The organism is Agromyces zhanjiangensis (assembly GCF_040496055.1).
Classification (GTDB): Bacteria; Actinomycetota; Actinomycetes; order Actinomycetales; family Microbacteriaceae; genus Agromyces; species Agromyces zhanjiangensis.
This window is the reverse complement of the sequence record NZ_JBEPKB010000004.1, coordinates 211,628-237,156: the sequence shown is the minus strand read 5'-3', so window position 1 is coordinate 237,156 and position 25,529 is coordinate 211,628. Positions and strand designations below refer to the sequence as shown.

24 protein-coding genes are annotated in these 25,529 nt (G+C 72.1%); 9 read left to right on the top strand and 15 right to left on the bottom strand.

Annotated features, from left to right (window positions below):
• Positions 1-79: 79 nt before the first annotated feature.
• The 6 genes from ABME02_RS10195 to ABME02_RS10170 form a co-directional block, all read right to left on the bottom strand.
• Positions 80-1,216 carry a sensor histidine kinase gene (locus ABME02_RS10195; RefSeq protein ID WP_353815181.1) on the bottom strand — a complete coding sequence of 379 codons (1,137 nt, stop codon included), beginning with the start codon at positions 1,214-1,216 and terminating at the stop codon, positions 80-82.
• Complete coding sequence (locus tag ABME02_RS10190; RefSeq protein WP_436408260.1) at positions 1,213-1,971, bottom strand: response regulator transcription factor; 759 nt, start codon at positions 1,969-1,971, stop codon at positions 1,213-1,215. Before ABME02_RS10190 ends, ABME02_RS10195 begins: the two co-directional genes overlap by 4 nt.
• A gap of 34 nt (positions 1,972-2,005) precedes the next feature.
• Positions 2,006-2,743, bottom strand: a complete 738-nt coding sequence (locus ABME02_RS10185) for a cytochrome c biogenesis CcdA family protein (RefSeq protein ID WP_353815179.1) — start codon at positions 2,741-2,743, stop codon at positions 2,006-2,008.
• Positions 2,744-2,757: 14 nt separating this feature from the next.
• Entirely contained in the window at positions 2,758-3,279 is a 522-nt protein-coding gene (locus ABME02_RS10180; RefSeq protein WP_353815178.1) for a thioredoxin family protein, read from the bottom strand.
• 133 nt (positions 3,280-3,412) lie between these two features.
• A complete protein-coding gene (locus ABME02_RS10175; RefSeq protein ID WP_353815177.1) occupies positions 3,413-3,913 on the bottom strand; it encodes a hypothetical protein in 501 nt (166 codons plus the stop codon).
• A 177-nt stretch (positions 3,914-4,090) separates the two neighbouring features.
• Entirely contained in the window at positions 4,091-5,476 is a 1,386-nt protein-coding gene (locus tag ABME02_RS10170) for a glycine--tRNA ligase (RefSeq protein ID WP_353815176.1), read from the bottom strand.
• 196 nt (positions 5,477-5,672) lie between these two features.
• Here ABME02_RS10170 and ABME02_RS10165 point away from each other — a divergent pair, with 196 nt between their 5' ends.
• Genes ABME02_RS10165 through ABME02_RS10155 form a run of 3 tightly spaced genes read left to right on the top strand, consistent with a single transcriptional unit; the run spans position 5,673 to position 8,456 of the window.
• A complete protein-coding gene (locus ABME02_RS10165) occupies positions 5,673-6,449 on the top strand; it encodes a polysaccharide deacetylase family protein (RefSeq protein ID WP_353815175.1) in 777 nt (258 codons plus the stop codon).
• Between the two features lie 21 nt (positions 6,450-6,470).
• Positions 6,471-6,875, top strand: a complete 405-nt coding sequence (locus tag ABME02_RS10160) for an NUDIX domain-containing protein (RefSeq protein ID WP_353815174.1) — start codon at positions 6,471-6,473, stop codon at positions 6,873-6,875.
• 57 nt (positions 6,876-6,932) lie between these two features.
• Entirely contained in the window at positions 6,933-8,456 is a 1,524-nt protein-coding gene (locus tag ABME02_RS10155) for an alpha/beta hydrolase (RefSeq protein ID WP_353815173.1), read from the top strand.
• Here ABME02_RS10155 and ABME02_RS10150 read toward each other — a convergent pair.
• Both ABME02_RS10150 and ABME02_RS10145 read right to left on the bottom strand, forming a co-directional pair.
• A complete protein-coding gene (locus ABME02_RS10150) occupies positions 8,444-10,546 on the bottom strand; it encodes a multicopper oxidase family protein (protein ID WP_353815172.1) in 2,103 nt (700 codons plus the stop codon). The two genes, ABME02_RS10155 and ABME02_RS10150, sit on opposite strands and share 13 nt — an antisense overlap.
• Before the next feature lie 130 nt (positions 10,547-10,676).
• Positions 10,677-11,462, bottom strand: coding sequence for a MurR/RpiR family transcriptional regulator (locus ABME02_RS10145; protein WP_353815333.1), 786 nt, complete (start codon positions 11,460-11,462; stop codon positions 10,677-10,679).
• Positions 11,463-11,574: 112 nt separating this feature from the next.
• On the opposite strand from ABME02_RS10145, the gene ABME02_RS10140 reads away from it, so the two are divergent.
• From ABME02_RS10140 to ABME02_RS10130, 3 genes are read left to right on the top strand one after another with little or no spacing between them, the layout of a single operon-like run.
• Positions 11,575-12,285 (top strand): ABC transporter ATP-binding protein, encoded by a 711-nt coding sequence (locus ABME02_RS10140; RefSeq protein WP_353815170.1) that lies wholly within the window; start codon positions 11,575-11,577, stop codon positions 12,283-12,285.
• Complete coding sequence (locus ABME02_RS10135) at positions 12,282-13,583, top strand: ABC transporter permease (protein ID WP_353815169.1); 1,302 nt, start codon at positions 12,282-12,284, stop codon at positions 13,581-13,583. Before ABME02_RS10140 ends, ABME02_RS10135 begins: the two co-directional genes overlap by 4 nt.
• Before the next feature lie 18 nt (positions 13,584-13,601).
• Complete coding sequence (locus ABME02_RS10130; RefSeq protein ID WP_353815168.1) at positions 13,602-14,237, top strand: TetR/AcrR family transcriptional regulator; 636 nt, start codon at positions 13,602-13,604, stop codon at positions 14,235-14,237.
• Positions 14,238-14,284: 47 nt separating this feature from the next.
• Here ABME02_RS10130 and ABME02_RS10125 read toward each other — a convergent pair whose 3' ends face one another.
• The 5 genes from ABME02_RS10125 to ABME02_RS10105 form a co-directional block, all read right to left on the bottom strand.
• Complete coding sequence (locus tag ABME02_RS10125) at positions 14,285-15,679, bottom strand: pyridoxal phosphate-dependent decarboxylase family protein (protein WP_353815167.1); 1,395 nt, start codon at positions 15,677-15,679, stop codon at positions 14,285-14,287.
• A 178-nt stretch (positions 15,680-15,857) separates the two neighbouring features.
• Positions 15,858-16,763, bottom strand: a complete 906-nt coding sequence (locus ABME02_RS10120; protein WP_353815166.1) for a serine hydrolase — start codon at positions 16,761-16,763, stop codon at positions 15,858-15,860.
• A gap of 96 nt (positions 16,764-16,859) precedes the next feature.
• A complete protein-coding gene (locus tag ABME02_RS10115; RefSeq protein WP_353815165.1) occupies positions 16,860-18,872 on the bottom strand; it encodes a M13 family metallopeptidase in 2,013 nt (670 codons plus the stop codon).
• A gap of 64 nt (positions 18,873-18,936) precedes the next feature.
• A complete protein-coding gene (locus tag ABME02_RS10110; RefSeq protein ID WP_353815164.1) occupies positions 18,937-19,641 on the bottom strand; it encodes a potassium channel family protein in 705 nt (234 codons plus the stop codon).
• Positions 19,634-21,010, bottom strand: coding sequence for a TrkH family potassium uptake protein (locus ABME02_RS10105; protein WP_353815163.1), 1,377 nt, complete (start codon positions 21,008-21,010; stop codon positions 19,634-19,636). The genes ABME02_RS10110 and ABME02_RS10105 overlap by 8 nt, the downstream gene beginning before the upstream one ends.
• Before the next feature lie 99 nt (positions 21,011-21,109).
• On the opposite strand from ABME02_RS10105, the gene ABME02_RS10100 reads away from it, so the two are divergent.
• From ABME02_RS10100 to ABME02_RS10090, 3 genes are all read left to right on the top strand, one after another.
• Positions 21,110-21,481: a YccF domain-containing protein gene (locus ABME02_RS10100; RefSeq protein ID WP_353815332.1), complete on the top strand. Its 372-nt coding sequence runs from the start codon at positions 21,110-21,112 to the stop codon at positions 21,479-21,481.
• Positions 21,481-22,848, top strand: coding sequence for an MATE family efflux transporter (locus tag ABME02_RS10095; RefSeq protein WP_353815162.1), 1,368 nt, complete (start codon positions 21,481-21,483; stop codon positions 22,846-22,848). Before ABME02_RS10100 ends, ABME02_RS10095 begins: the two co-directional genes overlap by 1 nt.
• A 129-nt stretch (positions 22,849-22,977) precedes the next feature.
• Positions 22,978-23,733, top strand: a complete 756-nt coding sequence (locus ABME02_RS10090; RefSeq protein WP_353815161.1) for a head GIN domain-containing protein — start codon at positions 22,978-22,980, stop codon at positions 23,731-23,733.
• A 202-nt stretch (positions 23,734-23,935) separates the two neighbouring features.
• Here ABME02_RS10090 and ABME02_RS10085 read toward each other — a convergent pair whose 3' ends face one another.
• Positions 23,936-25,012: a LacI family DNA-binding transcriptional regulator gene (locus tag ABME02_RS10085; RefSeq protein WP_353815160.1), complete on the bottom strand. Its 1,077-nt coding sequence runs from the start codon at positions 25,010-25,012 to the stop codon at positions 23,936-23,938.
• A gap of 43 nt (positions 25,013-25,055) precedes the next feature.
• Positions 25,056-25,490 (bottom strand): SRPBCC domain-containing protein, encoded by a 435-nt coding sequence (locus ABME02_RS10080; RefSeq protein ID WP_353815159.1) that lies wholly within the window; start codon positions 25,488-25,490, stop codon positions 25,056-25,058.
• Positions 25,491-25,529 lie beyond the last annotated feature (39 nt).

Sequence of the window (25,529 nt, the reverse complement as noted above, 5' to 3'; positions counted from 1 at the left end):
CCCCGTGGATGGCTCGAACGTGCAGTCCCGCGCCATGATGGCAGGCCGACGGAGGGTCGGCAACGATCCCGCGGGCGCGTCAGCCGACGCGCGGCAGCGTGACGGCGAGCACCGCGCCGCCCTCCGGCGCGTTCGACGCCGACGCGTCGCCGCCGTGCGCGCGGGCGATGCCGCGCACGATCGCGAGCCCGAGCCCCGCGCCCCCCGTCACGTCGAGCCGATGCGGCGAGCGCGCGGACGACCCACGCCATCCCGCCTCGAACGCGTGCGCGAGGTCGCCATCGACGAAGCCCGGGCCGCTGTCGGCAACGGCCAGCCGGACCTCGTCGCCCACGCCGTCGATCGTGACCTCGACCCGCCCGCCCGCGGGCGTGTGCTGCAGCGCGTTCGCGAGCAGGTTCGCGACCGCGCGTCCGAGCTGGAGCGCGTCGCCCTCGACCGTCGGCGACGCGTCGGGCGAGACGACGAGGTCGAGCCGGACGCCCGCGCCGTCGGCGAGGCCGCGCAGCTCGGCGACGGCGTCGCTCGCGACATCCGCCAGCGACAGCCGATCGGTGCGCAGGTGCAGGGTGCCCGCGTCGATCTGCGAGACCGCGAAGAGGTCGGCGACGAGCGCGTCGAGGCGGTCGACCTGCGAGGCGATGCGGGCGAGGTAGCGGTCGGGGTCGGGCGCGAGCCCGTCCTGCAGGGCCTCGGCCTGCGCGCGGATGCCGGCGAGCGGCACGCGCAGGTCGTGCGCGACGCGCGTGACGAGCTCGCGACGGGCCTGCTCTTGGCGTTCGACCTCCTCGCGCGCGGCGCGGATGCGGGCGTCGGATGCCGCGAGCTCGTCGAGCACGGCCCGGAACTCGCCGATCGGCAGCGGACGCGACTCGACGGGGATGCCGCGACCCAGGTCCTCGGCCGCCGACCGCAGCACGCGCGCCGCGCGCGCGATCTCGGCCCCGAGGATCGACGCGGTGAGGATCGCGACGACCCCGCTCGTGACCGCGATCGCGAGCGCGATCTGCGCGTCGTGGTCGGAGAGGTACATCGCCTGCGTCGCCACGAGCACGCCGCCGACGACGGACGCCACGGCTGCGACGACCACGGTGACGAGGTGCACGACGATCGGCGCCCACGCGAAGCGGCGGAGCAGCAGCCACGCGATGAAGCCCACGGCCGCGGCGATCGCGGCCGACACGGCGACGACGAGGAGCAGGTCGGTGCCGCTCACGGGCCGGCCTCCCCGCTCGGCGGCTCGGCGACCGGCGCGCCTGCCGGACCGCCCGGTACGCCGGCCCCCGGGTCGTCGAACCGGTAGCCGTACCCCCACACCGTGACCAGCAGTCGCGGGTTCGCGGCATCCGCCTCGATCTTCTCGCGCAGCCGCCGCACGTGCACGGTGACGGTCGAGAGGTCGCCGTGGCTCCAGCCCCAGACGCCCTGCAGCAGGTCCTCGCGCGAGAACACGGTGCCCGGGCGGCGGGCGAGGAAGGCGAGCAGCTCGAACTCGCGCTGCGTGAGCGCGAGCCGGCGGCCGTCGAGGTCGACCGTGTGCGCGGCCGTGTCGATGCGCAGCGGCCCGCGAACGATCACGGCGGCCTCCGAGCCGGCGACCGCCGCGCCCGCCGCCTCCACGGCGAGCGCGCGCCGCAGCACCGACTGCACCCGCAGCGTCAGCTCGCGCGGCGAGAACGGCTTCGAGAGGTAGTCGTCGACGCCCGCCTCGAGCCCCGCGATGCGGTCGTCCTCGCCGCCGAGCGCGGTGAGCATGATGACCGGCACCTGCGAGTGCGCGCGGATGCGTCGGCAGACCTCGATGCCGTCGACGCCGGGCAGCATCCGGTCGAGCACGACGAGGTCGGGCCGCTCGGCGGCGATCCGGTCGAGCGCGACGAACGCGTCCGCCGCCTCCTGCACGCGGAACCCCGCCGACTCGAGGTAGGCGCGACACACCTCGAGCACGGTGGGGTCGTCGTCGACGAGCATCACGAGGCGCCCGTCGAGCAGCAGGTCGACCTGGTCAGCCACCGATCACCTCCTCGAGGCGTGCGATCGGATCGTACAGCCCGGCGTCGAGGATCCACGTCTGCAGCGTCTTGTCGAAGCCGGTCACGACCATGACCCCGACCGCGATGAAGATCACGCCGATCGTGCGGCGGAACCACCCGTCGGGGTTCGCGAGCCACCCGAGCCGGCGCACGAGGCTCCGACCGAGCAGCGCGATGAGCAGCAGCATCGCCGCCAGGCCCACCGCGTACGCGACGACGTACAGCACGCCCTCGCCGAACGACACCGGCAGCACTGCGGCGACGATCAACGCGTAGGTCGGACTGCAGCTCGAGAAGACCGGGCCGAGGGCCGCGCCCGTGAGGATGTCGCCGCCGACGCTCTGCCGTCGGACCGACCGGTCGAGCAGCTCGCCGCTCTTCGCGCCCCACCCGAGCGCGGTCGAGACCCGCTCCCAGAGCCGCGGGAACAGCATGTCGACGCCGAGCACGATCACGATGCCGCCCGCGATCACCTGCCAGACCTGCGGCGGGATGCCGAGCAGCGCGGTGGTCGCCTTGAGCAGCAACGTGAACAGGACGACGGATGCCGCGAGCGACGCCGCGATCACGTACGGGCGGTAGCGCGCACGGCGCTCGTCCCCGTCGCGGACGATCGATCCGCCCACGATCACGGGCAGGAGCGGCAGCACGCACGGCGCCGCGACGGTCAGCACGCCGGCGGCGAGGGCGAGGGTGAGCGATGCGGTCACGTGGCGCCGCCGCCCTACGGCATCGCGGCGACGAGCGACTCGACCGACGGATCCTCGTAGAGCACGACGCTCGAGATCTTCTCGCCCGCGTCGTCGACGAACACGATCGTCGTCTGGATGGTCACGCCGTACTGCTGGCGCAGGTCGGTGCGCGAGTCGTAGTCGACCTTGAAGACGGTGAGCCCGTCGGGCGCGCCCTGCGCCTTCAGGTCCTCGTCGAGCGAACGGCACTTCGGGCACCAGCTCGCGTGGAAGAACAGGGCCTTCGGCCCGGCCGTGGCCTCGATCGCGCCGTCGGCGTAGTCGAGGTAGGCGCCCTCGGCGGGCGCGGCGTCGTCGTCCGTCGGCGTGGCCCCGGCGTCGGATGACGCCGGGCTCTCGGTCGCGTCGGGCGTCGGGTCGGGCGTACTCGCCGCAGAACCCGGCGTGGGAGCGTCGCTCTCGCCCGCGGTCCCGGTCGCGGCACATCCCGTGAGCGCGAGTGCGGCGACGAGCAGCGCGGCGGCTCCGGTGGTTGGTGCGGGTCGTGCAGGCATCGGGCGTCCTCGTCTCGTGCGCGGGCGACATCCGCCCGCCTCACTCCACGCTAACGGGGCGCGGTCGAGCCCGGCCCGCCGTCCGGGTTACGGAATCCTGACGGCGGGACCGGGACCGGGTCGGTGCGTTCGCTCAGTACGGCAGTGACACGGAGGTGCCGCCGTACCGGGCCTCGAGCGTCGTCGTCGTGCCCACGTACTCGATGGAGGTCCACGTGCCGGTGGCTCCGCCGCTGGACGTGCACTCGTCGCCGTCGGTCGGGACGTACCCGCCGCCCCCTCCACCGAAGTAGCCGTGCAGATCGAACCCGCTGGCCTGGCCCGTGCCGCGAACCGTGGAGTCGATGAAGTCGGAGTTGCCGTACCCGAACTGCGTGCTCGTCTCGGAGCCACCGTCGAATACGCAGGTCGCACCCCAGACCCACCTGGTGATCAGCTGGAATGAGACGGATGCCGCCCGCTGCTGGAACTGGGCGTTGTTCCAGGCGAAGGCGTTCTGGACATCGCCCTTGCCGACGAACCCGGTGCCGCTGCCGGGGTCGAAGGTCACCGCCGCCGACGCCGGCACGACGCCGAGCGAGCAGGCGACCGCGAGCGCGGCGCCGAACACGGCGGACTTGGTACGAAGGTTCACGGATCCTCCTCACGCCAGCCGAGTCACGCGGACCCGACGTGCGCCCGCGAGGGCCGGACGAAGCAGCCACACGCTACTCGGGCGGCGATTCCGCCGAGCGTCCCACTTCGAGGGCCAGTTGGCCAGCGCCTTCGAAAGTGCCGCGAGGAGCCGGGTCCCACGCGGCATCCGCCCCGCTCAGGCGCCGACGAGGCGCGCGGCCAGGTACCCCTCGAGCTCGGAGAGCGGCACGCGCTCCTGGCCCATGGTGTCGCGATGGCGCACCGTCACGGCGTCGTCGTCGAGCGAGTCGAAGTCGACCGTGACGCAGAACGGGGTGCCGATCTCGTCCTGGCGGCGGTAGCGGCGGCCGATCGCGCCGGCGTCGTCGAAGTCGACGTTCCAGTGCTTCCGGAGCGTCGCGGCGACCTCGCGCGCGAGCGGCGAGAGCTTCTCGTTGCGCGAGAGCGGCAGCACGGCCGCCTTCACTGGCGCGAGGCGCGGGTCGAGCTTCAGCACCGTGCGGGAGTCGGTGCCGCCCTTGGCGTTCGGCACCTCCTCGACGTGGTACGCGTCCACGAGGAACGCCATGAGCGAGCGCGTGAGGCCCGCAGCCGGCTCGATGACGTACGGGGTCCAGCGCTCGTTCTTCTGCTGGTCGAAGTACGACAGTTCCTTGCCGGAGTGCTTCGCGTGCGTCGACAGGTCGAAGTCGGTGCGGTTCGCGACGCCCTCGAGCTCGCCCCAGTCGCCTCCGGTGAAGCCGAAGCGGTACTCGATGTCGACGGTGCGCTTGGAGTAGTGGCTGAGCTTGTCCTTCGGGTGCTCGAAGAGCCGCAGGTTCTCGGGGTCGATGCCGAGGTCGACGTACCACTGGTACCGGGTGTCGATCCAGTACTGGTGCCATTCCTCGTCGGTGCCGGGCTCGACGAAGAACTCCATCTCCATCTGCTCGAACTCCCGCGTGCGGAAGATGAAGTTGCCGGGCGTGATCTCGTTGCGGAACGACTTGCCGATCTGGCCGATGCCGAAGGGCGGCTTCATGCGCGCGGCCTGCAGGACGTTGCCGAAGTTCACGAAGATGCCCTGCGCGGTCTCGGGGCGCAGGTAGTGCAGGCCCGCCGCGTCGTCGACCGGGCCGAGGAACGTCTTCAGCAGGCCGGAGAACTCGCGCGGCTCGGTCCACTGTCCGCGCGTGCCGCAGTTCGGGCAGACGATGTCGGCCATGCCGTTCTCGGGCGCGCGGCCCTTCTTGTTCTCGAAGGCCTCGATGAGGTGGTCCTCGCGGAAGCGCTTGTGGCAGTGCTGGCACTCGACGAGCGGGTCGCTGAAGACCTCGACGTGGCCCGACGCCTCCCAGACCTGGCGCGGCAGGATGACGCTCGAGTCGAGGCCGACGACGTCGTCGCGGCCCTGCACCATCGTGCGCCACCACTGGCGCTTGATGTTCTCCTTCAGCTCGACGCCGAGGGGGCCGTAGTCCCACGCGGAGCGCGAACCGCCGTAGATCTCACCCGCCTGGAAGACGAAGCCCCGGTGCTGGGCGAGCGTGATGACGGATTCGAGACGGCTGGGTGCGGCCACGGTGGCTCCAATGGTCCAGGGAGGGAATCGGGCGAAGCGCCCGCGAAGTCGCTGTCCATCCTACGAAATGTGAAGCGCGACGGATGCCGCGGCTTCGCGCCGCACGGGCGGCACGCCCGGCCGCGGGCCGCGGGCCGGTGTACAACGGCTCGTGAGGCGGCCGGGCCGGGCCGCCACGGCGGGAGGGAGCGGTCGCATGGGCTTCACCCGGCGCGTCTTCCTGACCGGCGTCGCGGTCGTCGGCGTGCTGGCCGTCGGCCGCGTCATGGCGGAGCGCCAGGAGGTCGAGGAACAGGAGGCCGCGGTCGAGGAGTTCCCGGCTCCCGAGCTCGCGCGGGTCTCCGTCCCCGCGGGCGCGCTCACCGAACTCCCGGCCGACGCGGGGCAGGTCCTCGCCTGGACGGTCGACGATGGGACCGACTCGGCCGTGGTCGGCGCGTACACGGCGTTCGCGGCGGCGAACGGCATCCGCCTCACCTACTTCGTCAACGGCGTGTACCCGTCGTGGGACGACAACGCCGACGCGATCCGCCCCCTCGTCGAGCGCGGGCAGATCCAGCTCGCCAACCACACGTGGTCGCACCCCGACCTGACGACGCTGAGCGACGCCGAGATCCAGTGGCAGCTGCAGCACAACCACGACTACTTGCAGTCGGTGTACGGCGTCGACGCCCGGCCATACTTCCGGCCGCCGTACGGCGTGCACGACGCCCGCGTGGACGCCGCGGCCGCCGCGATCGGCTACACCGTGCCGACGCTCTGGTACGGCTCGCTCGGCGACTCGGGCGAGCTGTCCCAGCAGCAGATCGTCGACCTCGCCGACGAGTGGTTCGACGCCGGCCGGATCGTCATCGGGCACCTGAACCACGATCCGGTGGTCCACGTGCTCCCGCGCCTGAAGGGGATCCTCGACGAGCGCGGGCTCGCCACGGTCACGCTGAACGACGTCTTCACCTCGCCGCAGCATCCGTAGGTCGCTGCGTAGGCTGAACGGATGCCGCTGCCCGACCTGCACGTCGCCGCGATCGCGCTCGTGCGCGACCGTCGCGTGCTCATGGTCACCGCGCGCGGCCGCGACGTGCACTACATGCCGGGCGGCAAGCTCGACGAGGGCGAGACGCCCGCCGAGGCGGCCGCGCGCGAGGCGTTCGAGGAGGTCGGGCTGGTGCTCGACCCGGCGCACCTCGTCGAGGCGTTCACCGTCCGCGAGCTGGCGCACGGGCAGGCCGAGGGCCGGCACGTGAGCATGCACGTCTTCCTCGCCGAGACGGATGCCGAGCCCGTTCCGTCGGGCGAGGTCGGCGAGGTGCACTGGGTCGGCGCGGCCGACGCCGGGCGCTGTCCGCCTGCCGGCGTCGAGGTGCTGCGCCGGCTCGCGGAATCCGGCCTCATCGACTGACGGGCGCGCTGCGGCATCCGGCATGATCGAACCCGGGGCCGGCGGGAGGGGGTGCGGATGTCGCAGACGCGCGAGTTCCGGCGCGGCGACGAGGTGACCGTGATCACCGAGTCGGGCGCGGGGCGACCGACGTACGTGCTCGTGCACGGCATCGGCATGGGGCACCGCTACTGGTCCGACCTCGCCGACGAGCTCGCCCGCGAGGGGCGCGTGCTCGCGCTCGACCTGCCGGGCTTCGGCGACGCGCCCGAGCCGCGGCGGACGCAGACGATCGCGCAGTCGGGCGCGCACCTCGCCACGCTCGTCGAGGCCGAGGGCGGCGGCGAGCCGGTCGTGCTCGTGGGGCACTCGATGGGCACGCAGATCGTGGCCGAGGCCGCCGCGCAGCGACCGGAGCTCGTGGCATCCGTCGTGCTCATCGCGCCGACCGTGAACCCGCGCGAGCGGTCGGCGCTCATGCAGGGCCTGCGCCTGCTCGAGGACCCGTCGCTCACGCGCCCGAAGGTGGTCGCGCTCGGCCTCCACTCCTACCTCCAGGCCGGGCCGCGCTGGTACTTCCGCAAGCTCCGCCGCATGCTCGACCACCGCATCGAGCTCGTGCTACCCGATGTCGCGGCGCCGACGCTCGTGATCCGCGGCGAGCACGACCGGCTCGCGCCGCGCGGGTGGGCCGAGCAGGTCGCCCGGCTGGTGCCGCACGGGCGGTACGTGGAGATCGCGGACCGCGGGCACGAGACCATGGTGACCGCGGGCGAGCGCGTGGCCGACCTCGTCAGGCGGCACGCGCGGGGGGAGCACATCGGGCACGAGGTCGAACGCGTCTCGGAACCGCAGGAGCTCTCGGCGCTCGCACGCGGGTGGTGGTGGGCCCGCGACTACGTCTACGCCGGCATCCGCCAGGTCGCCATCGTGGTCGACGGGTGGAGCCCGCCCGCACGCTGGCGGTCCGGCCGCGGAGACCTGCCCGAGGTGCTGCTCCTGCCCGGGATCTACGAGCACTGGTCGTTCCTGCGGCCGCTCGGCGACGCGCTGAACGGCGCCGGGTACCGCGTCCGAGTGGTGCACGGCATGGGCACGAACCGGCGCGGCATCGCCGACACCGCACGGCGACTGGGCCGGGCGATCGAGCGCCGTCCGGCGCCCGATGCCGGCCGGGTGATCGTCGCGCACAGCAAGGGCGGCCTCGTGGCCAAGCAGCTGCTGGTCTCCTGGGCGGACGGCGCGGACGGCGCGGACGGCGCCGCGCACGTCGCGCGGGGCCCGCACGGCATCGTCGGCCTCGTCGCCGTCGCGACGCCGTTCGCCGGCTCGCGCATGGCCCGGCTCATCCTCGACCCGAGCGTGCGCGCGCTGCTCCCGAGCGACGAGACGATCGTGCTGCTCGGACGCGCGGCATCCGTCAACGCCCGCATCGTCTCCGTGTTCGGCCGGTACGACCCCCACATCCCCGACGGGAGCATGCTCGACGGCGCGACGAACATCCGCGTGCCCGTCGCCGGGCACTTCCGGATCCTCGGCGCCGTCGAGACGCACCGTGCGGTGCTCGAGGGCGTCGCGCACCTCCTCGATCAGGCGGGCTGACCCGGCTGCTCCGGACCGATCCGGTACGGGCGCATCATCTCGTTGTCCTCGTGCTCGACGATGTGGCAGTGCCAGACGTACTGACCGGGGTTGACGAAGGTCGCGCGCACGCGCGTGACCTCGCCGGGGTAGGCGATGACCGTGTCCTTGAAGCCGGTCTCCCACGGTTCGGGCGGCCGCACGTTGCCGTCGGGCTGCACCGGCTGGGCGACCTCGCCGCCGTCGAGGACGAGGCCCTCGCGGTTCACCACCTCGAACACGACCTCGTGCACGTGCATCGGATGCGCGTCGCCCGTCGTGTTGACGAACTCCCAGAGCTCGGTCGCACCGACTGCGGGGTTCTCGGTGACCGGATCCGCCCACACGCGGTCGATCCAGACCCCCGACTGGATGTCGCCGAGCAGCGCCTCGACGGGGCCCTCGTAGACGTCGCCGTCCTCGTTGTGGCCCTCCGCCATCTTCTCGATGAGCGCGAGCGGCCGGACCACCGACTCCATCGGCAGGGGCGCGATCGGCGGGAGGACGAGGTACTGCGGCGGGGTGGTCGTGTCGGCGGCCAGGGCGGGCCCGACCACGAACGACATGACCTGACCGGTCGAGTCCGGGTCCGCCTTCGGGAAGTCGAGATCCGGCACGCCGCCCCCGAACGGCTCGTCGGGACCGACGTTCCCCAGCACGTAGGCGCCGACCGGGACGTTCGTGAAGTCGACGATGACGTCGGCACGCTCGGCGAGCCCCAGGAGCATGCGGTTGCCGTGGTCGACGGTGAGGTTCACCGGGGCGGCGAGGAAGCCGCCCTCGTTGCCGATCTGCCAGACCTCGACCCCGGGGATCGCGTTGAAGTCGAGGATCAGGAACCGGGACTGGCATCCGTTGAGGAACCGCAGGCGGTAGCGGCGTTGCTCCACCTGGTGGAAGGGCCAGGTGTTGCCGTTGACCATCAGCATGTTGCCGAAGAACTCCGGCTGCCAGATCGGCGAGAACTCCCCGGCGGGGATGTACGGCCCGACGATCTCGTCGAAGAACTCCCTGGTGTCGGGGTAGAACAGCGAGCCGTCGTCGTTGAACGAGCGATCCTGCACGACGATCGGGATCTCGAAGTACGTCTTGTTCGGCGGGAACTTGTCGCCCTCCATCGGCGCCGGCGACGGCAGGACCGCGGTCGCTCCGTTCCGCGCGTCGAGCACGGCCTTCTCGCCGTCCGGGCCGCCGCGGACGATGAAGAACCCGGCCGGCCCCGCGTAGACGTTGAGGCGCGTCATCCCGAGTGCGTGGTCGTGGTACCAGAGCGTGGACTCGCGCTGGTCGTTGGGGTACTCGAACTCCGCGAAGCCCGGCCCCCAGCTCGCGCCGAACGAGGCCGCCGCCTTGCCGGCGAAGAACTCGTACCAGGTGCCCTCGGTCGCGTACCCCGCCGGGATGTCGCCGGCGGCGGGCAGGAACCACGCCTCCGCGTAGCCGTCGCTCTCGTCGCCGACGCCGACCGCACCGTGCAGGTGCGTGACGAGCGGGACGGGTCCGGTGTACCGGCCCGGCGTGTCGCCGGTGAAGACCGGCCTGGTGTCGCGCCCGGCGTCCCCGCCCGGCGGGTTCGCCCAGTGCAGCGTGGGGTCGACGGGCAGCAGGTGCGGGAGGGCGTTGCCGTCCGCGTCCACGAGCTCGTTGATCCACTTCACCCGGACGGGACGGCCCCACTTCGACTCGATCGTGAGCGAGGGCGCGTTGTGGATGAGCAGCCCCTTCCTGCTCTCGCTCGAGGTCGCGCCATAGCCCCAGACGGTCGTCGCCGGGAGGCCCGCGGGAAGGATCTGCTGCGTGAACTGCCGCACCGAGATCTCGTAGTAGTCGGCGGGCTTGCCGCCCTTGCGGTTGACCGTGCCGGCCCGCGGCATGACGGGCGGGACGAGCAACGGCGTGACGAACTTCGGCACGTCGCCCGGCGGCAGCGTGCCGCCCGGGATCTGCGCGAGCGCCACGCGTTCGCCGCCCGGCAGCATCGCGTAGAGCATGAACCCCGCGCCGGCCGCGCCGACGGCTGCGATGAACGTGCGTCGACTGATGGGTCGCCCTGTCGGCGTCGCCTCTGACATCCTGCTGTTCCCCTCGGTGTCGAGCCGGAGCGGGGGCGCAGGGTGGCGGCGGCGGGTATGAGTCGGGTCGTCCTCAGTTCTACCGGCGCGACGGCGGGGTGCTAGGGACTCAGGTCCCGCCGACCGCGCGTCAGTAGAGGCCGAGTTCGCGGCCGGCCTCCTCGACCTCGCGCATGCGATCGGATGCCGCCGTGCCGAGGCGTTCCGCGCACTCGGCGATCAGGGCCTCGACGATCGCGAGCACCGGCGTCATCGCGTCGAACGCCGCGGAGGGCGAGTCGGTCTCGCTCGGGAGCACGACGTCGGCGTCGCTCGCGATCGGCGAGAGCCAGGCATCCGTGAGGAGGATGACCGACGCCCGGCGTTCGCGGGCGGCGGCCGCGAGTCGGCGCGTCGGCTCCTCGTACCGGCGGTAGTCGAACAGGACGACGACATCGCCTCGCCGCAGCCCGGCGACCGCTTCGATCCGCCCGGCGTCGTGATCGGGCAGCGCGGTCACGCCCGGCCGGACGAGCTGCAGGTGCTGCGCGAGCAGTCGCGCCAGCAGGCCGCTGAACCGTCCTCCCGACACGAGCACCCTGGTCCGCGGCGTGCACAGCAGGTCGACGGCGCGCTCGAACTCGCCGGGGACGAGCCCGTCGAAGGTCCGGACGAGCGTCTCGCCCATGATCGACGCGGCGCGCTCGAGCCCGGAGGCGGGGCCGCCCTCGGATCGGTGGCGCGCCTGCAGGTCGATCGGCGACGCCGAGCGCTCGTCGAGGTCGTCGCGGAGCGCCTGCTGGAAGTCGGGGAACCCGCGGTATCCGAGGCGGTTCGCGAACCGGAGGACGGTCGGGCCGCTCACGCCCGCGCGGGCGGCGAGCTTGAGGTCATCGCCACCGCGGACTGAGCGTCGTCGCGACCGCGGGCGGCGGATGGCACCGGGTGCCGTCCGCCGCCCGTCGGCCTTCCGGGCGGTTTCACAGGCCTGTCAGTCACTGTTGCAGTTACTGCATCTGTTTCTGCACCCAGTGAAAGGAAGAACCGCCATGGCCCCCGCACCCGCACCAGGCGCCCCGCCGGTGCTCAGCGCGCACGCGCTGACCAAGACCTATGGCGCCGGGCACTCCCGGTTCGACGCCCTGAAGGGCGTGTCGCTCGACGTGCACCGCGGGGAGTCCCTCGCGATCGTGGGCAAGTCGGGCTCGGGCAAGTCGACCCTCATGCACCTGCTCGCCCTGCTCGACCGACCCACCACCGGCGCGGTCGAGGTGGACGGCGAGGATGCCGCATCCGCCTCGGCGAAGCGGATCAACCGCCTGCGCAACGAACGGTTCGGATTCGTGTTCCAGCAGTTCTTCCTCACCGCGCAGCAGTCCGTCCTCGAGAACGTCACCCTGCCCCTCCTCGTCGCCGGCGTGGCCCCGCGCGAGCGCGCACGGCGCGGCATGGCGGTACTCGACGCCCTGGGGCTCGCCGACAAGGCGGGCAACCGGGCCAACGACCTCTCCGGCGGCCAGAAGCAGCGCGTCGTGATCGCCCGCGCGCTCGTCAACGATCCCGACGTCATCTTCGCCGATGAACCCACGGGCAACCTCGACACCGCCACCGGGTCGCAGGTCGAGGACATCCTCTTCGGCCTCCAGCGCGAACGGGGCATCACCCTCGTCGTCGTCACGCACGACGACGACCTCGCCGCCCGGTGCGATCGCCACATCACCATCGCCGACGGCCTGACCGTGGAAGGAGCGGAACGATGAGGACCGCCGACCTCATCGCCAACGCCGCTCGGAACGCGTTCCGCAGCAGGCTGCGCACCACGCTCACCGTGCTGAGCCTGTTCGTCGGTGCGTTCACCCTCACGCTCACGACCGCACTCGGCGCCGGCGTGAACGACTACGTCTCCAGGCAGGTCGCGACGGTCAGCACCGGCGACGCGCTCCTGGTCGCCCCGGCGGCCTCGTCGGAATCGACCGAGGGACCGACGCCGTTCGAGGCCGACGGGCGCCAGCAGGCCACGCAACCCAATCCGCTCGGCTCGGGCACGCTGCTCAACTCCGACGACCTCGACGCGATGCGCGGAATGGACGGCGTCGACGAGGTCGAGCCCGTCCGGCAGATCACGATCGACTGGATCACCACCGCGGACGGCGGAGGCGACGACCGCTACGAGATCGACGTCAACCCGAGCTCGTCGCTCGGTCGCAGCGACCTCGTGGCCGGCGACCAGCTCGACAACGAGGCGGATGCCGCGCAGGTGGTCCTCCCGGACGACTACGTCGAGGCCCTCGGCTTCGCCGACGCCGAGGCCGCGATCGGCGAGACCGTCTCCCTCGGGTACACGGACGCTGCTCAGGGCGAGCGGACGATCGATGCGGAGGTCGCGGGGATCGCGCGCATGAGCCTCTTCGCCTCGGGAGCGGGGGCCAACGCGCACCTGACCGACGCCGTCACCGACGCGCAGGCCATCCCCGGGCAGCCCGAAGCCTACGTGCTCGCGGTCGCGCACCTCGACGGGACCGGGCCGGGCGGAGCCGTCACCGACCAGGACGTCGACGACGTCAAGTCCCGGCTCGCCGACGCCGACCTCGCGGGCCAGACCGTGGAGGACCAGCTCGGCGTCATCCAGACCGTCATCAACGGCATCATCGGCGTGCTCAGCGCGTTCTCGGTGATCGCGCTGCTCGCGGCATCCTTCGGCATCGTGAACACGCTGCTCATGAGCGTGCAGGAACGCACGCGGGAGATCGGCCTCATGAAGGCCATGGGGATGTCGAACGGCCGGGTCTTCTCGCTCTTCAGCCTCGAGGCGGTCGTCATCGGCTTCCTCGGATCCGCGATCGGCGCGGTCGCCGCGATCGGGCTCGGCTCGGCGGTGTCGACCGCACTGTCCGCCGGACCGCTCGCCGACCTGCCGGGCCTCACGATCCTGCTGTTCGACCCCGTCAACGTGGCCATCGTGATCCTCGTGATCATGCTCGTCGCGTTCCTGTCCGGCGTGCTGCCCGCCCGCAGGGCGGCACGTCAGGACCCGATCGACTCGCTACGGTACGAGTAATCGACCAGGAGGCGGATCATGTCGACCGAACCCGGACCGCGGCGTCGCGGCGTCGCCGAGACGACCGCCGCGATCGAACGCGCCGCGATCGACCTCGTCGCCGAGCACGGCTACGACCAGGTCACGGTCGACATGATCTGCCACGCCGCCGGCATCAGCCAGCGGACCTTCTTCAACCACTTCAAGACGAAGGATGCCGCGCTGCTCGGCAACGACGAGCCGGTGATCGACCAGCAGGCCGCCCGGGAGTTCATCGTCTCGGAGGGCCCGCTGCTCGCGGAGGCCGCGGGCCTCGTCCGGATCGAGCCCGGCAGCCTGCCGGCGGACCCGGCGCTCCTCGTGCGCCGCATCACCGCGGTCTCGCAGAACCCCGCGCTCCTCGCGCGCCAGATGGAGCGGCTCGCCGCCATTGAGGCGGAGCTCCGCCAGATCCTCGAGTTGCGCCTCCGCCAGGACGCGCTCCGCGACGGGGCGGACGAGGCCGAGCTCGCCGACCTCCCCGAGCAGGCCGAGATCATCACGCACCTGCTCGCCGGGCTCATGCGCTACGTCGGGCTCAGCTGGGCGCGGCGCGGCGCGGACGGTCCGGCCGGCCCGATCGACGCCGACCGCCTCAGCGAACGCCTCGAGCGCGTGATCGGCAAGCTCGGCTGAGCCGCGCAGCCGACGATCGACTCGATCGGCCTGCGGGCCGGTCGAGGTCAGGCCATGGTGTCCAGGATCGCCGTGAGCTGCCCGAAGCTCGTCATCGGGTTGACGATCGCGAACCGCGTGTTCGAACGGCCCGCGTGGGAGCTCGGCGTGACGAACGCGTGCTGCTCGTCGAGCAGCCGGGTCGACCACCGCGCGTAGTCGGCCTTCGTCCATCCCTCGCGCTCGAAGACGACGACCGAGAGCTGCGGTTCGCGCACCAGGCGGAATCCGTCACGGCGTTCGATCTCGCGCGCGATGTCCTGGGCCAGCCGGATCGACGCGCCGATCGCCTCGCGGTATGCCGCCGCGCCGTGCGTCGCGAGCGAGAACCAGAGCGGCAGGCCGCGCGCCCGTCGGGTGAGGTGGGCCGCGTAGTCGGACGGGCTCCACTCGCTCGTCTCGGTGAGCGTGTCGAGGTACTCGGCGTGCTGCGTGTGCGCGCGTCGGCCGGCCTCCGGGTCCCGGTAGATCAGCGCGCAGGCGTCGAACGGTGCGAACAGCCACTTGTGCGGGTCCACGATCACGGAGTCGGCGCGTTCCACGCCCGCGAACCGGTGCCGGGCGATGGGCGAGAGCATCCCGGCCAGGCCGTAGGCCCCGTCGACGTGGAACCACACGTCGAACTCGTCCTTGAGCGCGGCGATCGAGGCGAGGTCGTCGACGATGCCGAAGTTCGTCGATCCCGCCGTCGCGACGACGGCGAAGGCGGATGTCCCGTGCTCGTCGAGCGCGGCCCTGACCGCGGGCCCGCGCAGCACGCCGTCCTCGCCCGGGTCGACGGTGACGACGTCGACGTCCATGACCCGGGCCGCCGACGCGATCGACGAGTGCGCCTCGGCGCTGCAGACCACCTTCCACCGGCTCGGCACCTCGGCCCCGTCGCGGGCGACCGCGGCGCGGGCGTGCTCGCGTGCGGCCACCAGGGCCGAGAGGTTGCCGAGCGTGCCGCCCTGCACGAACACCCCGCCCGCGCTCGACGGCAGCCCGAACTCCGCGGCGAGCCAGGAGAGCACCTCGTTCTCGGCGTACACGGCGCCCGCGCCCTCGAGCCAGGATCCGCCGTACAGCGCGCTCGCCGAGACGACGAGGTCGAACGCGACCGCGGCCTTCGTCGGAGCGGTCGGGATGAAGGAGAGGTACTGCGGATGGTCGGTCGTGATGCAGGCCGGCGCGAGGACGTGCTCGAACCGGGCGAGCGCCCGGTCCGCCCCGATGCCGTGCTCGTCGATGCTGCGCCCCGCGAGGCGTCCGAGGTCGACGGGAGGGATCGGCTTGTCGAGCGGGGTCTGGGTCATGAGGATCCGGTCGCGCGCGTACCGGAGCACGAGCTCGACGAGATCCGAGGTGCGGTCGGAGACCTCGTGCATGGACGCCGGGGATGACGGGGCGACTCGGCGGGACATGATCCTCCTATCTGGGCGGGCAGGCACAAGTGTGCGTCACCCGAGGATTCATCGCAAACTCCGAGCGCGAGTCTGCCATCAGCCGCAATGAACATGCGTCTGGCGTGGTTTCGACGCAATGAAACCCGGGCGGCGCATCACTGCCGCCAAGGGTGCGCGACGCGGCGCGGATCGCCGCTCAGTGCACGTACTCGAGCAGGTCCGCGCCCACGCGCCGCATGCCGTCGAGCACCGCGAGGCGCGACGCGAGCTGCGTGTCGGCGAAGTACATCGACACCGCATAGGCCACGCCCGCGCGGGGGCCGCGCAGCACGCCGACCTCGCTGCGCACCCCACCGTCGGTACCCGTCTTGTTCATCAGGAGCAGGCCGTGGTCGGGGGTGCGGTGGGCGAGCGGGTCGAGGCCGAACGCCGAGGCGACCAACGACAGGTCGGCGTTGAGCGAGAGCCATCCGACGACGCGCTGCGACACCTCGGGGCTCACGATCTCACCGCGGGCGAGCGAGGCGAAGAGCCACGTGAGCTCCTTCGCCGAGCCGATCGACAGCTGCGGCGCGTCGTCCGGACCGCGGTGGTCACGCACGAGGTCGAGCAGCGCGGTGCGCGTGAGCCCGAGCGCCTCGGTGCGCGAACGCACCGACTCGAGCCCGATGTGCCGGATGAGCACGTTCGTGGCGAGGTTGTCGCTCGTCGCGCCGACCATCGCCGCGAGGTCGGACATCGGCAGCGAGGGCGTCTGGAGGTGCTGCCAGATGCCGGAGTCGCCGACCGCGTCGCGAGGCGCCCGGTCGAGCACCGTGAACGCCTCAGCGCTCGCGTGGCCGAGGCGCGAGGCGACCTCGACGAGGAGCAGCACCTTCCCGATCGACGCGGTCGGCATCACGACGTGGTCGTCGACGGAGAACAGCACGCGACCCGTCGCCAGGTCGGTCGCGCGAGCCGACACCTGGACGCCGGTCAGCGCGAGCTCGCCCAGTGAGTCGAAGCCACGCGAGAAATCCTCGACGTGTTCGTCGGTGCGGTGTCGGCTTCGTCGGAAGGATGCGTGCCGAGCACGGCGCTCGGAACCCTGGGACGAGGTCACCACGACAGGAACAGCGGCTTTCGTTCGGGTCTCGCGCTCCCCCACCGCGGCATCGCGGTGCGCTCGACGGGATCGGACGGGGTCTGGGGTGAGGTGCTACCAGATGCGGACGCGGTCGGCCGGGTCGAGCCAGAGCTCGTCATCGGGCGTGACCTCGAACCCAGTGTAGAACTCATCGATGTTCCGGACGATCTGGTTGCACCGGAACTCGTTCGGCGAGTGCGGGTCGATCGCGAGCAGCCGCTCGACCTCGGCGTCGCGCCCCTTCATCTGCCAGGCCTGCGCCCACGAGAGGAAGAACCGCTGCGCGCCGGTCAGGCCGTCGATCACGGGCGCCTTCTTCCCGCCGAGCGAGAGCAGGTACGCCTTCCACGCGATCGCGAGCCCGCCGAGGTCGCCGATGTTCTCGCCGATCGTGAGCGCGCCGTTGACGTGCGCGGGCGCGCCCGCGGCATCCGCCTCGCCATCGCCCGCGCCGTCGGACGCACCGTCGGCGAGCTGCGCCGGCACCAGCACGTCGTACTGCTCGATGAGCGTCTTCGTGCGCTCCTCGAACGCGGCGCGGTCGTCCTCGGTCCACCAGTCGATGAGCCGGCCGTCGCCGTCGAAGCGCGAACCCTGGTCGTCGAAGCCGTGGCCGATCTCGTGCCCGATGACCGCGCCGATCGCGCCGTAGTTCGCCGCGGCGTCACGCGTCTCGTCGAAGAACGGGAACTGCAGGATGGCCGCCGGGAACACGATCTCGTTGAAGCCGGGGTTGTAGTAGGCGTTGATCGTCTGCGGCGTCATGAACCACTCGTCGCGGTCGAGCGGCCTGCCGATCTTGCCGAGCTGGCGCTGGAACTCGAACTCGGCCGCCGCGCGCACGTTCGCGACGAGGTCGGACGCGGACGCCTCGAGCGTGGAGTAGTCGCGCCACTTCACCGGGTAGCCGATCTTCGGCGTGAACTTCTGCAGCTTCTCGAGCGCCTTCGCGCGCGTCTCCTCGCCCATCCAGTCGAGTCCGGCGATCGAATCGCGGTAGGCGTCGACGAGGTTCGCGACGAGCTCGTCCATCGCCTCCTTCGCCGCGGGCGGGAAGTGCCGCTCGACGTAGATGCGGCCGACCGCCTCGCCCATCGCGCCCTCGACGAACGACACGGCGCGCTTCCAGCGCTCGCGCAGCTGCGGCGTCCCCGTGAGGGTGCGACCGTAGAAGTCGAAGTTCTCCTCGACGAAGGCGCTGCCGAGGTACGGCGCCGCGGCGTGGACGACCTGCCACGCCAGCCAGTCGCGCCACGCGGGCAGGCGGTCGGGCGTCATCAGGGCGCCGACGCCCTCGACGAAGCTCGGCTGCCGCACGACGAGCTCCGCGAACGCTCCGTCGGGGACGCCCATCGCATCACGCCAGAGGTCCAGGTCGACGGATGCCGCGTCAGCGACCTCCGACCACGGCATCAGGTTGTACGTCTTCTGGCTGTCGCGCGAGTCGACGTTGGTCCAGTGCACCTTCGCGATCTCGGTCTCGAGGTCGAACACGCGCTTCGCGCGCGCGGCGCCGTCGTCGAGCGCCGCGAGACCGAACATGCGCTCGACGTGGCCGAGGTACTTCTCGCGGATGGGCGCGAAGCGCTCTTCGCGGTAGTAGCTCTCGTCGGGCAGCCCGATGCCGCCCTGCTCGACGAACACGAGGTAGCGCTCGGGGTCGCCGGGGTCGTTGTCGACGAAGAGCTGCGCGAACCCGCCGACGCCCTGCCGCTCGAGGCGCCCGATCGCCTCGAGGAGCTGTGCGACCGTGCCGGGCAGCGAGGCCTCGACGAGCTGGCTCGCAATCGGCGTCGCGCCGAGCATCTCCGCACGTTCCTCGTTCATGAACGACGCGTAGAGGTCGCCGACCTTGCGGGCCTCGGTGCCGGGCTCGGCGGCCTGGGACTCCTCGACGATCTCGCGGACGGCCTGCTCGGCCTCCTCGTAGAGCACGATGAAGCTGCCGTAGCGCGCCTTGTCGTCGGGGATCTCGGTGCGGTCGATCCACTTCCCGTTGACATGGCGGAAGAGGTCGTCCTGCGGACGCACGTCGGCGTCGAGTTCGTCGAGGATGATGCCGCTGGGCTTCGTCGCATCGCTCATCCCCACAGCCTAGGCGGCACCCGGGCGGCAGGGCTGAGCGGATGCCGCGAACCGCGACCGCGCGTCACCTGAGCTGCGCGAACCCCTCCGCCTTGCGCGTGGGTCCGACGACGAGCACCGTGTCGTCCGGCCCGAGCACGGTGTCGGCGTCGGCGTTGCGCCACTCCTCGCCGGGTCGCTTGAACGCGGCGACCGTCACGCCGAGCTCCTTGCGGAGCGCGGTCTGCCCGAGGGGCACGCCGTGAAGCCGCGACGGCGGCGCGGTCTTCACGATCGCGTACCCCTTCTCGATCTCGATGTAGTCGAGCGCGGCGCCGCGGACGAGGTGCGCGACGCGGCGCCCCATCTCCGCCTCGGGGCGGATCACGTGGTGGACCCCGAGCTGCTCGAGGATGACGGCGTGCTGCTCGGTCACGGCCTTCGCCCAGATGACCGGGATCTTCATGCCGAGCAGCACCGAGCACGTCAGGATCGACGCCGTGATGTCGCTGCCGATCGCGACGACGACGCGGTCGAACTCGTCGACGGCGAGCTGCTTCAGCACCTCCGACTTGGTCGAGTCCGCGCGGACGACCTGGGTCAGTTCGCCGTTCAGCCCCTGCACGATCTCCTCGTCGGCGTCGATGCCGAGCACCTCGGTGCCGCCGGCCATGAGCTCGATCGCGAGCGAGCTGCCGAATCGGCCGAGCCCGATCACTGCGACCGAATCGGCCTCGGCGATGCGGCGCGACGTGTCGCTCGCGCCGCCGAACAGGGTGAACCTAGCCAATGGCGGGCCTCTCCTTCGGGAGTTCGTACAGGATCCGGCGGTCGCGGAGCGCGATCGCCGATCCGAGGGTCAGGGGGCCGATGCGGCCCAGGAACATGAGCAGCACGAGCACGATCTCGGCCGCCGGCGGGAGGTCGCCCGTGATGCCGGTCGACAGCCCGACGGTGGCGAAGGCCGACACCGCCTCGAAGGCCACGAGGTCGAGGTCGAGCTTCGTGAGGTGCATGAGCAGGATGATCGCCGTCATCACCGCACCGACCGCGACGAGCGCCACGGTGATCGCCTGCCGGTGGACGGCGCGGCTCAGGCGCTTGCCGAAGATGTTCACGGCGCCCTCGCCGCGGAACTCGGTGAGCAGGATGAAGAAGAGCACGGCGAAGGTCGTCACCTTGATGCCGCCCGCGGTGCCGGCCGGCCCGCCGCCGATGAACATGAGCACGTCCATCACGACCCAGCTCTCGTCGTGCATCTGGCTGACGTCGATGCTGTTGAACCCGGCCGTGCGGGTCTGGGTCGACATGAAGAACGCGGCGAGCAGCCTCGACCCGGGGTCGAGCCCGCCGAGGGTCTCCGGGTTGTTCCACTCGGCGATGGAGAGGTAGGCGAACCCGCCGATCAGGAGCACGAGCGTGCCCCAGAGCACGAGCTTCGTGTTCATCGCCCAGTGCAGGGGGCGCGTGAACTCCTTGCGCAGCTGCATGATCACCGGGAACCCGAGCCCGCCGAGGATGATCGCCGCGCACATCGGCAGGCAGATGAACGGGTCGCCGACGAAGTCCATCATGTTGTCCGTGTACAGCGCGAAGCCGGCGTTGTTGAACGACGAGACCGAGTGGAAGAGCGCGTACCACGCGGCATCCCCCGGGCTGTAGTCGTACGAGAAGAGGAACCGCGGGAACAGGAACAGCCACGTGGCGGCCTCGATGCCGAACGAGATGAGCACGATCCCGCGGACGAGGCCGCGCACGTCGTCGTACCCGACCGCCTTCGCCTCGGCCGCCGTGTTGAGGCGGGAGCGCACGCTCATCTTGCGCGCGAGCACGAGGCCGATGAGCGAGGCGAAGATCATGATGCCGAGGCCGCCGAGCTGGATGAGCAGCAGGATCACGGAGTGCCCGAGCGGGCTCCAGTGCAGTGCGGTGTCGACGACCGTGAGGCCGGTGACGCACACGGCGCTCGTGGCCGTGAACAGCGCATCGGTGAACGAGGTCCCGCCGGGCTCGACGGTCATGGCCGGCAACCACAGGAGGAGGGTGCCGACGATGACGGCGGCGGCGAAGCCGACCACGACGGCCTGCGCCGGGTGGAGCCTGATGCCCCGTCGGAAGCGGTGCGGCCGCCGTTCGCGGACCGACCCTCTGAAGGTCACCGCGGAATCATACGCCCGAACCCGCCCCGGCGCGCCCCTCCGCTTCCGGGGGTTCACCGGCTCGCCGGCCTCGCCGCCCGATGCGATGATCGAGCCATGCTGAACACGATCCTGAACGTCGTCTGGCTGATCCTCGCGGGCATCTGGCTGTGGATCGGGTACATGCTCGCGGGGCTGCTGATGTGCATCCTCATCGTCACCATCCCGTGGGGCATCGCGTCGTTCCGCATCGCGAACTACTCGCTCTGGCCGTTCGGCCGGCAGGTGGTCTCCAAGCCGACCTCCGGCGCGTGGTCGTTCATCGGGAACGTCATCTGGGTGCTGCTGGCGGGCTGGTGGCTCGCGCTCGAGCACCTCGTGACCGGCGTGGTCATGTGCCTCACGATCATCGGCATCCCGCTCGGCATCGCGAACTTCAAGCTGATCCCGGTGTCGCTCGCCCCGCTCGGCAAGGAGATCGTGGACGCGTAGTGCGCTCCTCCATCCGAACCGCCTCCGCACGTCGAGCGGTCGACCGCGACATCCTGCGCCTGGCCGTCCCCGCGCTCGGCGCACTCATCGCCGAGCCCCTCTTCCTCCTCGCCGACACCGCGATGGTCGGCCACCTCGGCGCGGCGCCCCTCGCGGGCCTCGGCCTCGCGAGCGCCGTGCTGCAGACGATCGTGGGCCTCATGGTGTTCCTCGCCTACGCGACGACCCCCTCGGTCGCACGCCGCCTGGGTGCGGGCGACGAGCGCGGCGCCGTCGCGGCCGGCATCGACGGCCTCTGGCTCGCGCTGGGGCTCGGTGCGCTCCTCGCCCTCGCCGGCTGGTTCGCCGCGCCGGTGCTCGTGGGCGCCTTCGGCGCCTCGGCGGAGGTCGCCGCCGAGGCATCCGTGTACCTCTCGATCTCGATGGCCGGGCTGCCTGCGATGCTCGTCGTCTTCGCCGCGACGGGCCTGCTGCGCGGCCTGCAGGACACCCGCACGCCACTCTGGGTCGCCGGGGTGGGGTTCGCGGCGAACATCGCGCTGAACGCGATCTTCATCTACGGCCTCGGCTGGGGCATCGCGGGGTCGGCGATCGGCACGGTCGTCGCGCAGTGGGGCATGGTGCTCGTCTACCTCGTCGTCGTCGCGCGACATCGTGCGCGCGTCGGCGCGAGCCCGTGGCCGCACCACGCGGGCGTGCTGCGCGGCGCGCGCGACGGCGGGTGGCTGTTCCTGCGCACGGCGAGCCTGCGCGTCGCGCTGCTGCTGTCCACGTGGGCGGCGACCTCGCTCGGGCGCGACGAACTGGCGGCGTACCAGGTGGCGATCACGATCTACTTCACGCTCGGGTTCGCGCTCGACGCGCTCGCGATCGCGGCGCAGGCGCTCATCGGCAAGGGGCTCGGGGCGGGCGACGTCGAGGTCGTGCGCGCGGTGCTCCGACGGTGCGTCGAGTGGGGCGTCGGCGCTGGCGCGGTGGTCGGCGCGCTCGTCGTCGCGACCGCGTGGGTGCTGCCCGCGGTCTTCACGTCGTCGGCCGAGGTCGCGGCGCTGCTGCCGCCGTCGCTCGTCGTGCTCGGCCTGTCGGCGCCGCTCGGCGGGCTCGTGTTCGTGCTCGACGGCGTGCTCATCGGCGCGGGCGACGCCCGGTACCTCGCGTGGACGGGCCTGGTCAACCTCGCCGCGTTCGTCCCGATGGCGTTCGGCGTCGTCTGGTGGGCGGATGCCTCCGGCGCCGACGTCCCCGCCGCGGCGGCGCTCGCGGCGCTCACCGCCGCGTTCTCGCTCGGCTACCTCGCCGCCCGCGCGGTGACGCTCTCGCTGCGCGCGCGCGGGCGCGCCTGGATGGTCACGGGCGCGCCGGCGTGAGCGGTGCGCCGCGTGACCCGCGCACCGCGTGACCCGCGCCGCGTGACCCGCTCACCGCGTGACCAAGGGCCCGAGCGCGCGGGCACCCGCGCCCTAGGTTCGAGGCAGCCCCGTTCGAAGGAGGCCGTCATGCCCGCGCGTCGCGCCCTGCCCCGTCCCGCCGCCCCGACCCGTGCGCTCGCGCGCACCTCGGCGGCGGTCCTCGCCGCCGGCGTGCTCGTCGCGCTCACGGCATGCGTTCCCTTCGTGACGGCCGGCGACACCCGCACCGAGACGCGGGAGATCGGCGACGCGTCGGGCGTCGTGCTGCGCGGCGCGGGCGACATGACGATCCGGCTCGGCGAGGCACCGTCGCTCACCGTCACGGGCGGCGAGAACGTGCTCGATCGCCTCACGACCGAGGTCGAGGGCGACCAGCTCGTCATCGACGTGCAGCGCGGGCCCATCGTCGTCGGCGCGCGCGACCTGGTCTTCGACATCACGCTGACCTCGCTCGAGTCGGTCCTCATCTCGGGCTCCGGCGACGTGACCGCCGAGTTCGGCGATGCCGACGACGTGGCGCTCGAGATCCGCGGCTCGGGCGAGATCGAGACCGACGAGCTCGACGCGACGTCGGTGCGCGCCTCGATCAGCGGGTCGGGGTCGATCGTGCCGGCCGGACGGACCGAGGAGCTCCAGGTCCAGGTCGACGGGTCTGGCGACGTCGACGCCTCGGGGCTGCGCGCCGACCGCGCGCGCGTCGTGCTCTCGGGTTCGGGCGAGATCCGGGTGGACGCGTCGGACTCGCTCGACGTCGTGCTCTCGGGCAGCGGCACCGTGCGGTACTCCGGGCGACCGGAGATCCGCAGCACCGTGTCGGGCTCGGGCGAGATCACGCCGTCCTGAGCGCGGCGCGCGCGCCGGGTGCGGCGGAGCGTGCTCCCCTGCGCTTCGGGAGGAGGAGATCACGACACGCCGACGTCGGCGGATGCCGCTGCGGCATGTCGTCCGGAAGTTCCTCCCGGAGAGGCCGGCCGCGCCGGCCGGAGGGGCGGCCGCGTGGGCCGGGCCGGGCCACGCGCGCGCCGGGCGGGAGCACCGCCCGGTCTCAGGCGCGCGGCGGCGCCGTCGTGTCGCCGACGTGCAGCGTGCTCGTGAAGTCGGTGCCGGATGCCGCGTCGCCCGAGAGCATGCGGACGATCGCCTCGCCCGCGGCACGGCCCTTGGCGACCGAGGGCTGCACGAGGGTCGTGAGGTCGTGCTGGAGTCCGTCGACGCGGATGCCGTCGAACCCGACGACGCTGAGGTCGCGCGGCACCTGCAGGCCGAGCTCCTCGGCCGCCTGGATCGCGCCGGCCGCGAGCAGGTCGGACTGGGCGATGATCGCCGTCGGCCGCGTCGCGGCATCCGCCAGCAGGAGGCGCGTCGCCTCCAGCCCCTCCTCGATCGAGCTCGCGCCGGCGACGCTCACCCGGATGTCGGGGAAGACGTCGCGCGCTCCGCGCAGCCGTTCGACCGCGGTGTCGACGGTCGCGCCGGCCTCCATCTCGGGCGTGAGCTCGCCGCGCGCGCGGGTGGGCTCGAACGGGAGCGTGACCGTCGCGACGTCGGTGTGCCCGAGCGAGCGCACGTGCTCGGCGCCGAGGCGCGTGGCCTCGCGGTTGTCGATCGTGATCTCGGGGATGTCGCCGCCCGGCGCACCCTCGATGGCGACGAGGGGGATGCCGCGGCGCTGGAGCGCCTCGACCTGCCGGAAGAACTTCGGACTGCAGCCGATGAGCACGACGGCGTCGACGGGGGCGGTGTCGAGGCTGACGGGTGCCTCGGGGTCGCCCGAGTCGGTGAAGAGGAGGAGGCCGGCGCCGAGCGGCGCGATGCCCTCGGCGAGCCCGTCGAGCGTCTGGATCTTGACCGGGTCGAGGAAGGCGGCGCGCACGCGCTCCTCCAGCACGACGCCGACGATGCCGGAGCGGCCGCGTCGGAGCGACCGTGCGCGGGGGTCGGGGCCCGCGTAGCCGAGCTCGGCGGCGGCGGCGAGCACGCGCTCCTTCGTCGCATCCGACACCGGGCCGGACCCGCTGAAGGCGAGCGACGCGGTCGACGCGGAGACGCCCGCGAGCGCGGCGACGTCGGCGAGCGTCACGCGCGGGATGGCGCCGGTCGTGGCGGCGGGTTCGGGGCTCACCCTTCGATTGTACGGTCGAATCGATTCGATGCGGGAAGCGCGGCTACGGGCGCTCGGCGATCTCCTTCACCTTCACCACGAGCGAGTCCCACACGCGCTTCGCGTGCGCCGCCGATTCGGGCGTCGCGTTGTTGTCCTGCGAAAGCGTCAGCACCGTCGGCGCGTCGCCCCCGCCGTCGATCGTCCAGGTGAGCGTGTGGTGGTCGTCGGGCTCGAGGCCGCTCGTGCGCCGTGGGCTGAAGTGCGTGTGCACGAGACGATGCGGCGGGTCGATCTCCAGCACCGTCCCGTGGTCCTCGTACGGCCGGCCCTGCCACTCGCCCCGCCAGCGCAGGGCGCCGCCGACCATCCAGTCCGCGTCGAGCCGGGTGCCGAACATGTACTCGCGGGCCGCCTCCGGGTCGGTGATGACCGCCCACACGCGTTCGGGCGGCGCATCGATCTCGACCGCCGAGGTCACGACCAGGTCCTCCAGCATCTCGTGCCTCCTGTCGTCATCGGCGCCCGTCGCGCGGCG

Bases quoted from the DNA above. Each gene is read 5' to 3' on its own strand.
- ABME02_RS10190 (WP_436408260.1), bottom strand. From the start codon at position 1,971: ATGCTCGTCGACGACGACCCCACCGTGCTCGAGGTGTGTCGCGCCTAC.
- ABME02_RS10180 (WP_353815178.1), bottom strand. From the start codon at position 3,279: ATGCCTGCACGACCCGCACCAACCACCGGAGCCGCCGCGCTGCTCGTC.
- ABME02_RS10165 (WP_353815175.1), top strand. From the start codon at position 5,673: ATGGGCTTCACCCGGCGCGTCTTCCTGACCGGCGTCGCGGTCGTCGGC.
- ABME02_RS10160 (WP_353815174.1), top strand. From the start codon at position 6,471: ATGCCGCTGCCCGACCTGCACGTCGCCGCGATCGCGCTCGTGCGCGAC.
- ABME02_RS10155 (WP_353815173.1), top strand. From the start codon at position 6,933: ATGTCGCAGACGCGCGAGTTCCGGCGCGGCGACGAGGTGACCGTGATC.
- ABME02_RS10150 (WP_353815172.1), bottom strand. From the start codon at position 10,546: ATGTCAGAGGCGACGCCGACAGGGCGACCCATCAGTCGACGCACGTTC.
- ABME02_RS10140 (WP_353815170.1), top strand. From the start codon at position 11,575: ATGGCCCCCGCACCCGCACCAGGCGCCCCGCCGGTGCTCAGCGCGCAC.
- ABME02_RS10135 (WP_353815169.1), top strand. From the start codon at position 12,282: ATGAGGACCGCCGACCTCATCGCCAACGCCGCTCGGAACGCGTTCCGC.
- ABME02_RS10130 (WP_353815168.1), top strand. From the start codon at position 13,602: ATGTCGACCGAACCCGGACCGCGGCGTCGCGGCGTCGCCGAGACGACC.
- ABME02_RS10125 (WP_353815167.1), bottom strand. From the start codon at position 15,679: ATGTCCCGCCGAGTCGCCCCGTCATCCCCGGCGTCCATGCACGAGGTC.
- ABME02_RS10115 (WP_353815165.1), bottom strand. From the start codon at position 18,872: ATGAGCGATGCGACGAAGCCCAGCGGCATCATCCTCGACGAACTCGAC.
- ABME02_RS10090 (WP_353815161.1), top strand. From the start codon at position 22,978: ATGCCCGCGCGTCGCGCCCTGCCCCGTCCCGCCGCCCCGACCCGTGCG.
- ABME02_RS10080 (WP_353815159.1), bottom strand. From the start codon at position 25,490: ATGCTGGAGGACCTGGTCGTGACCTCGGCGGTCGAGATCGATGCGCCG.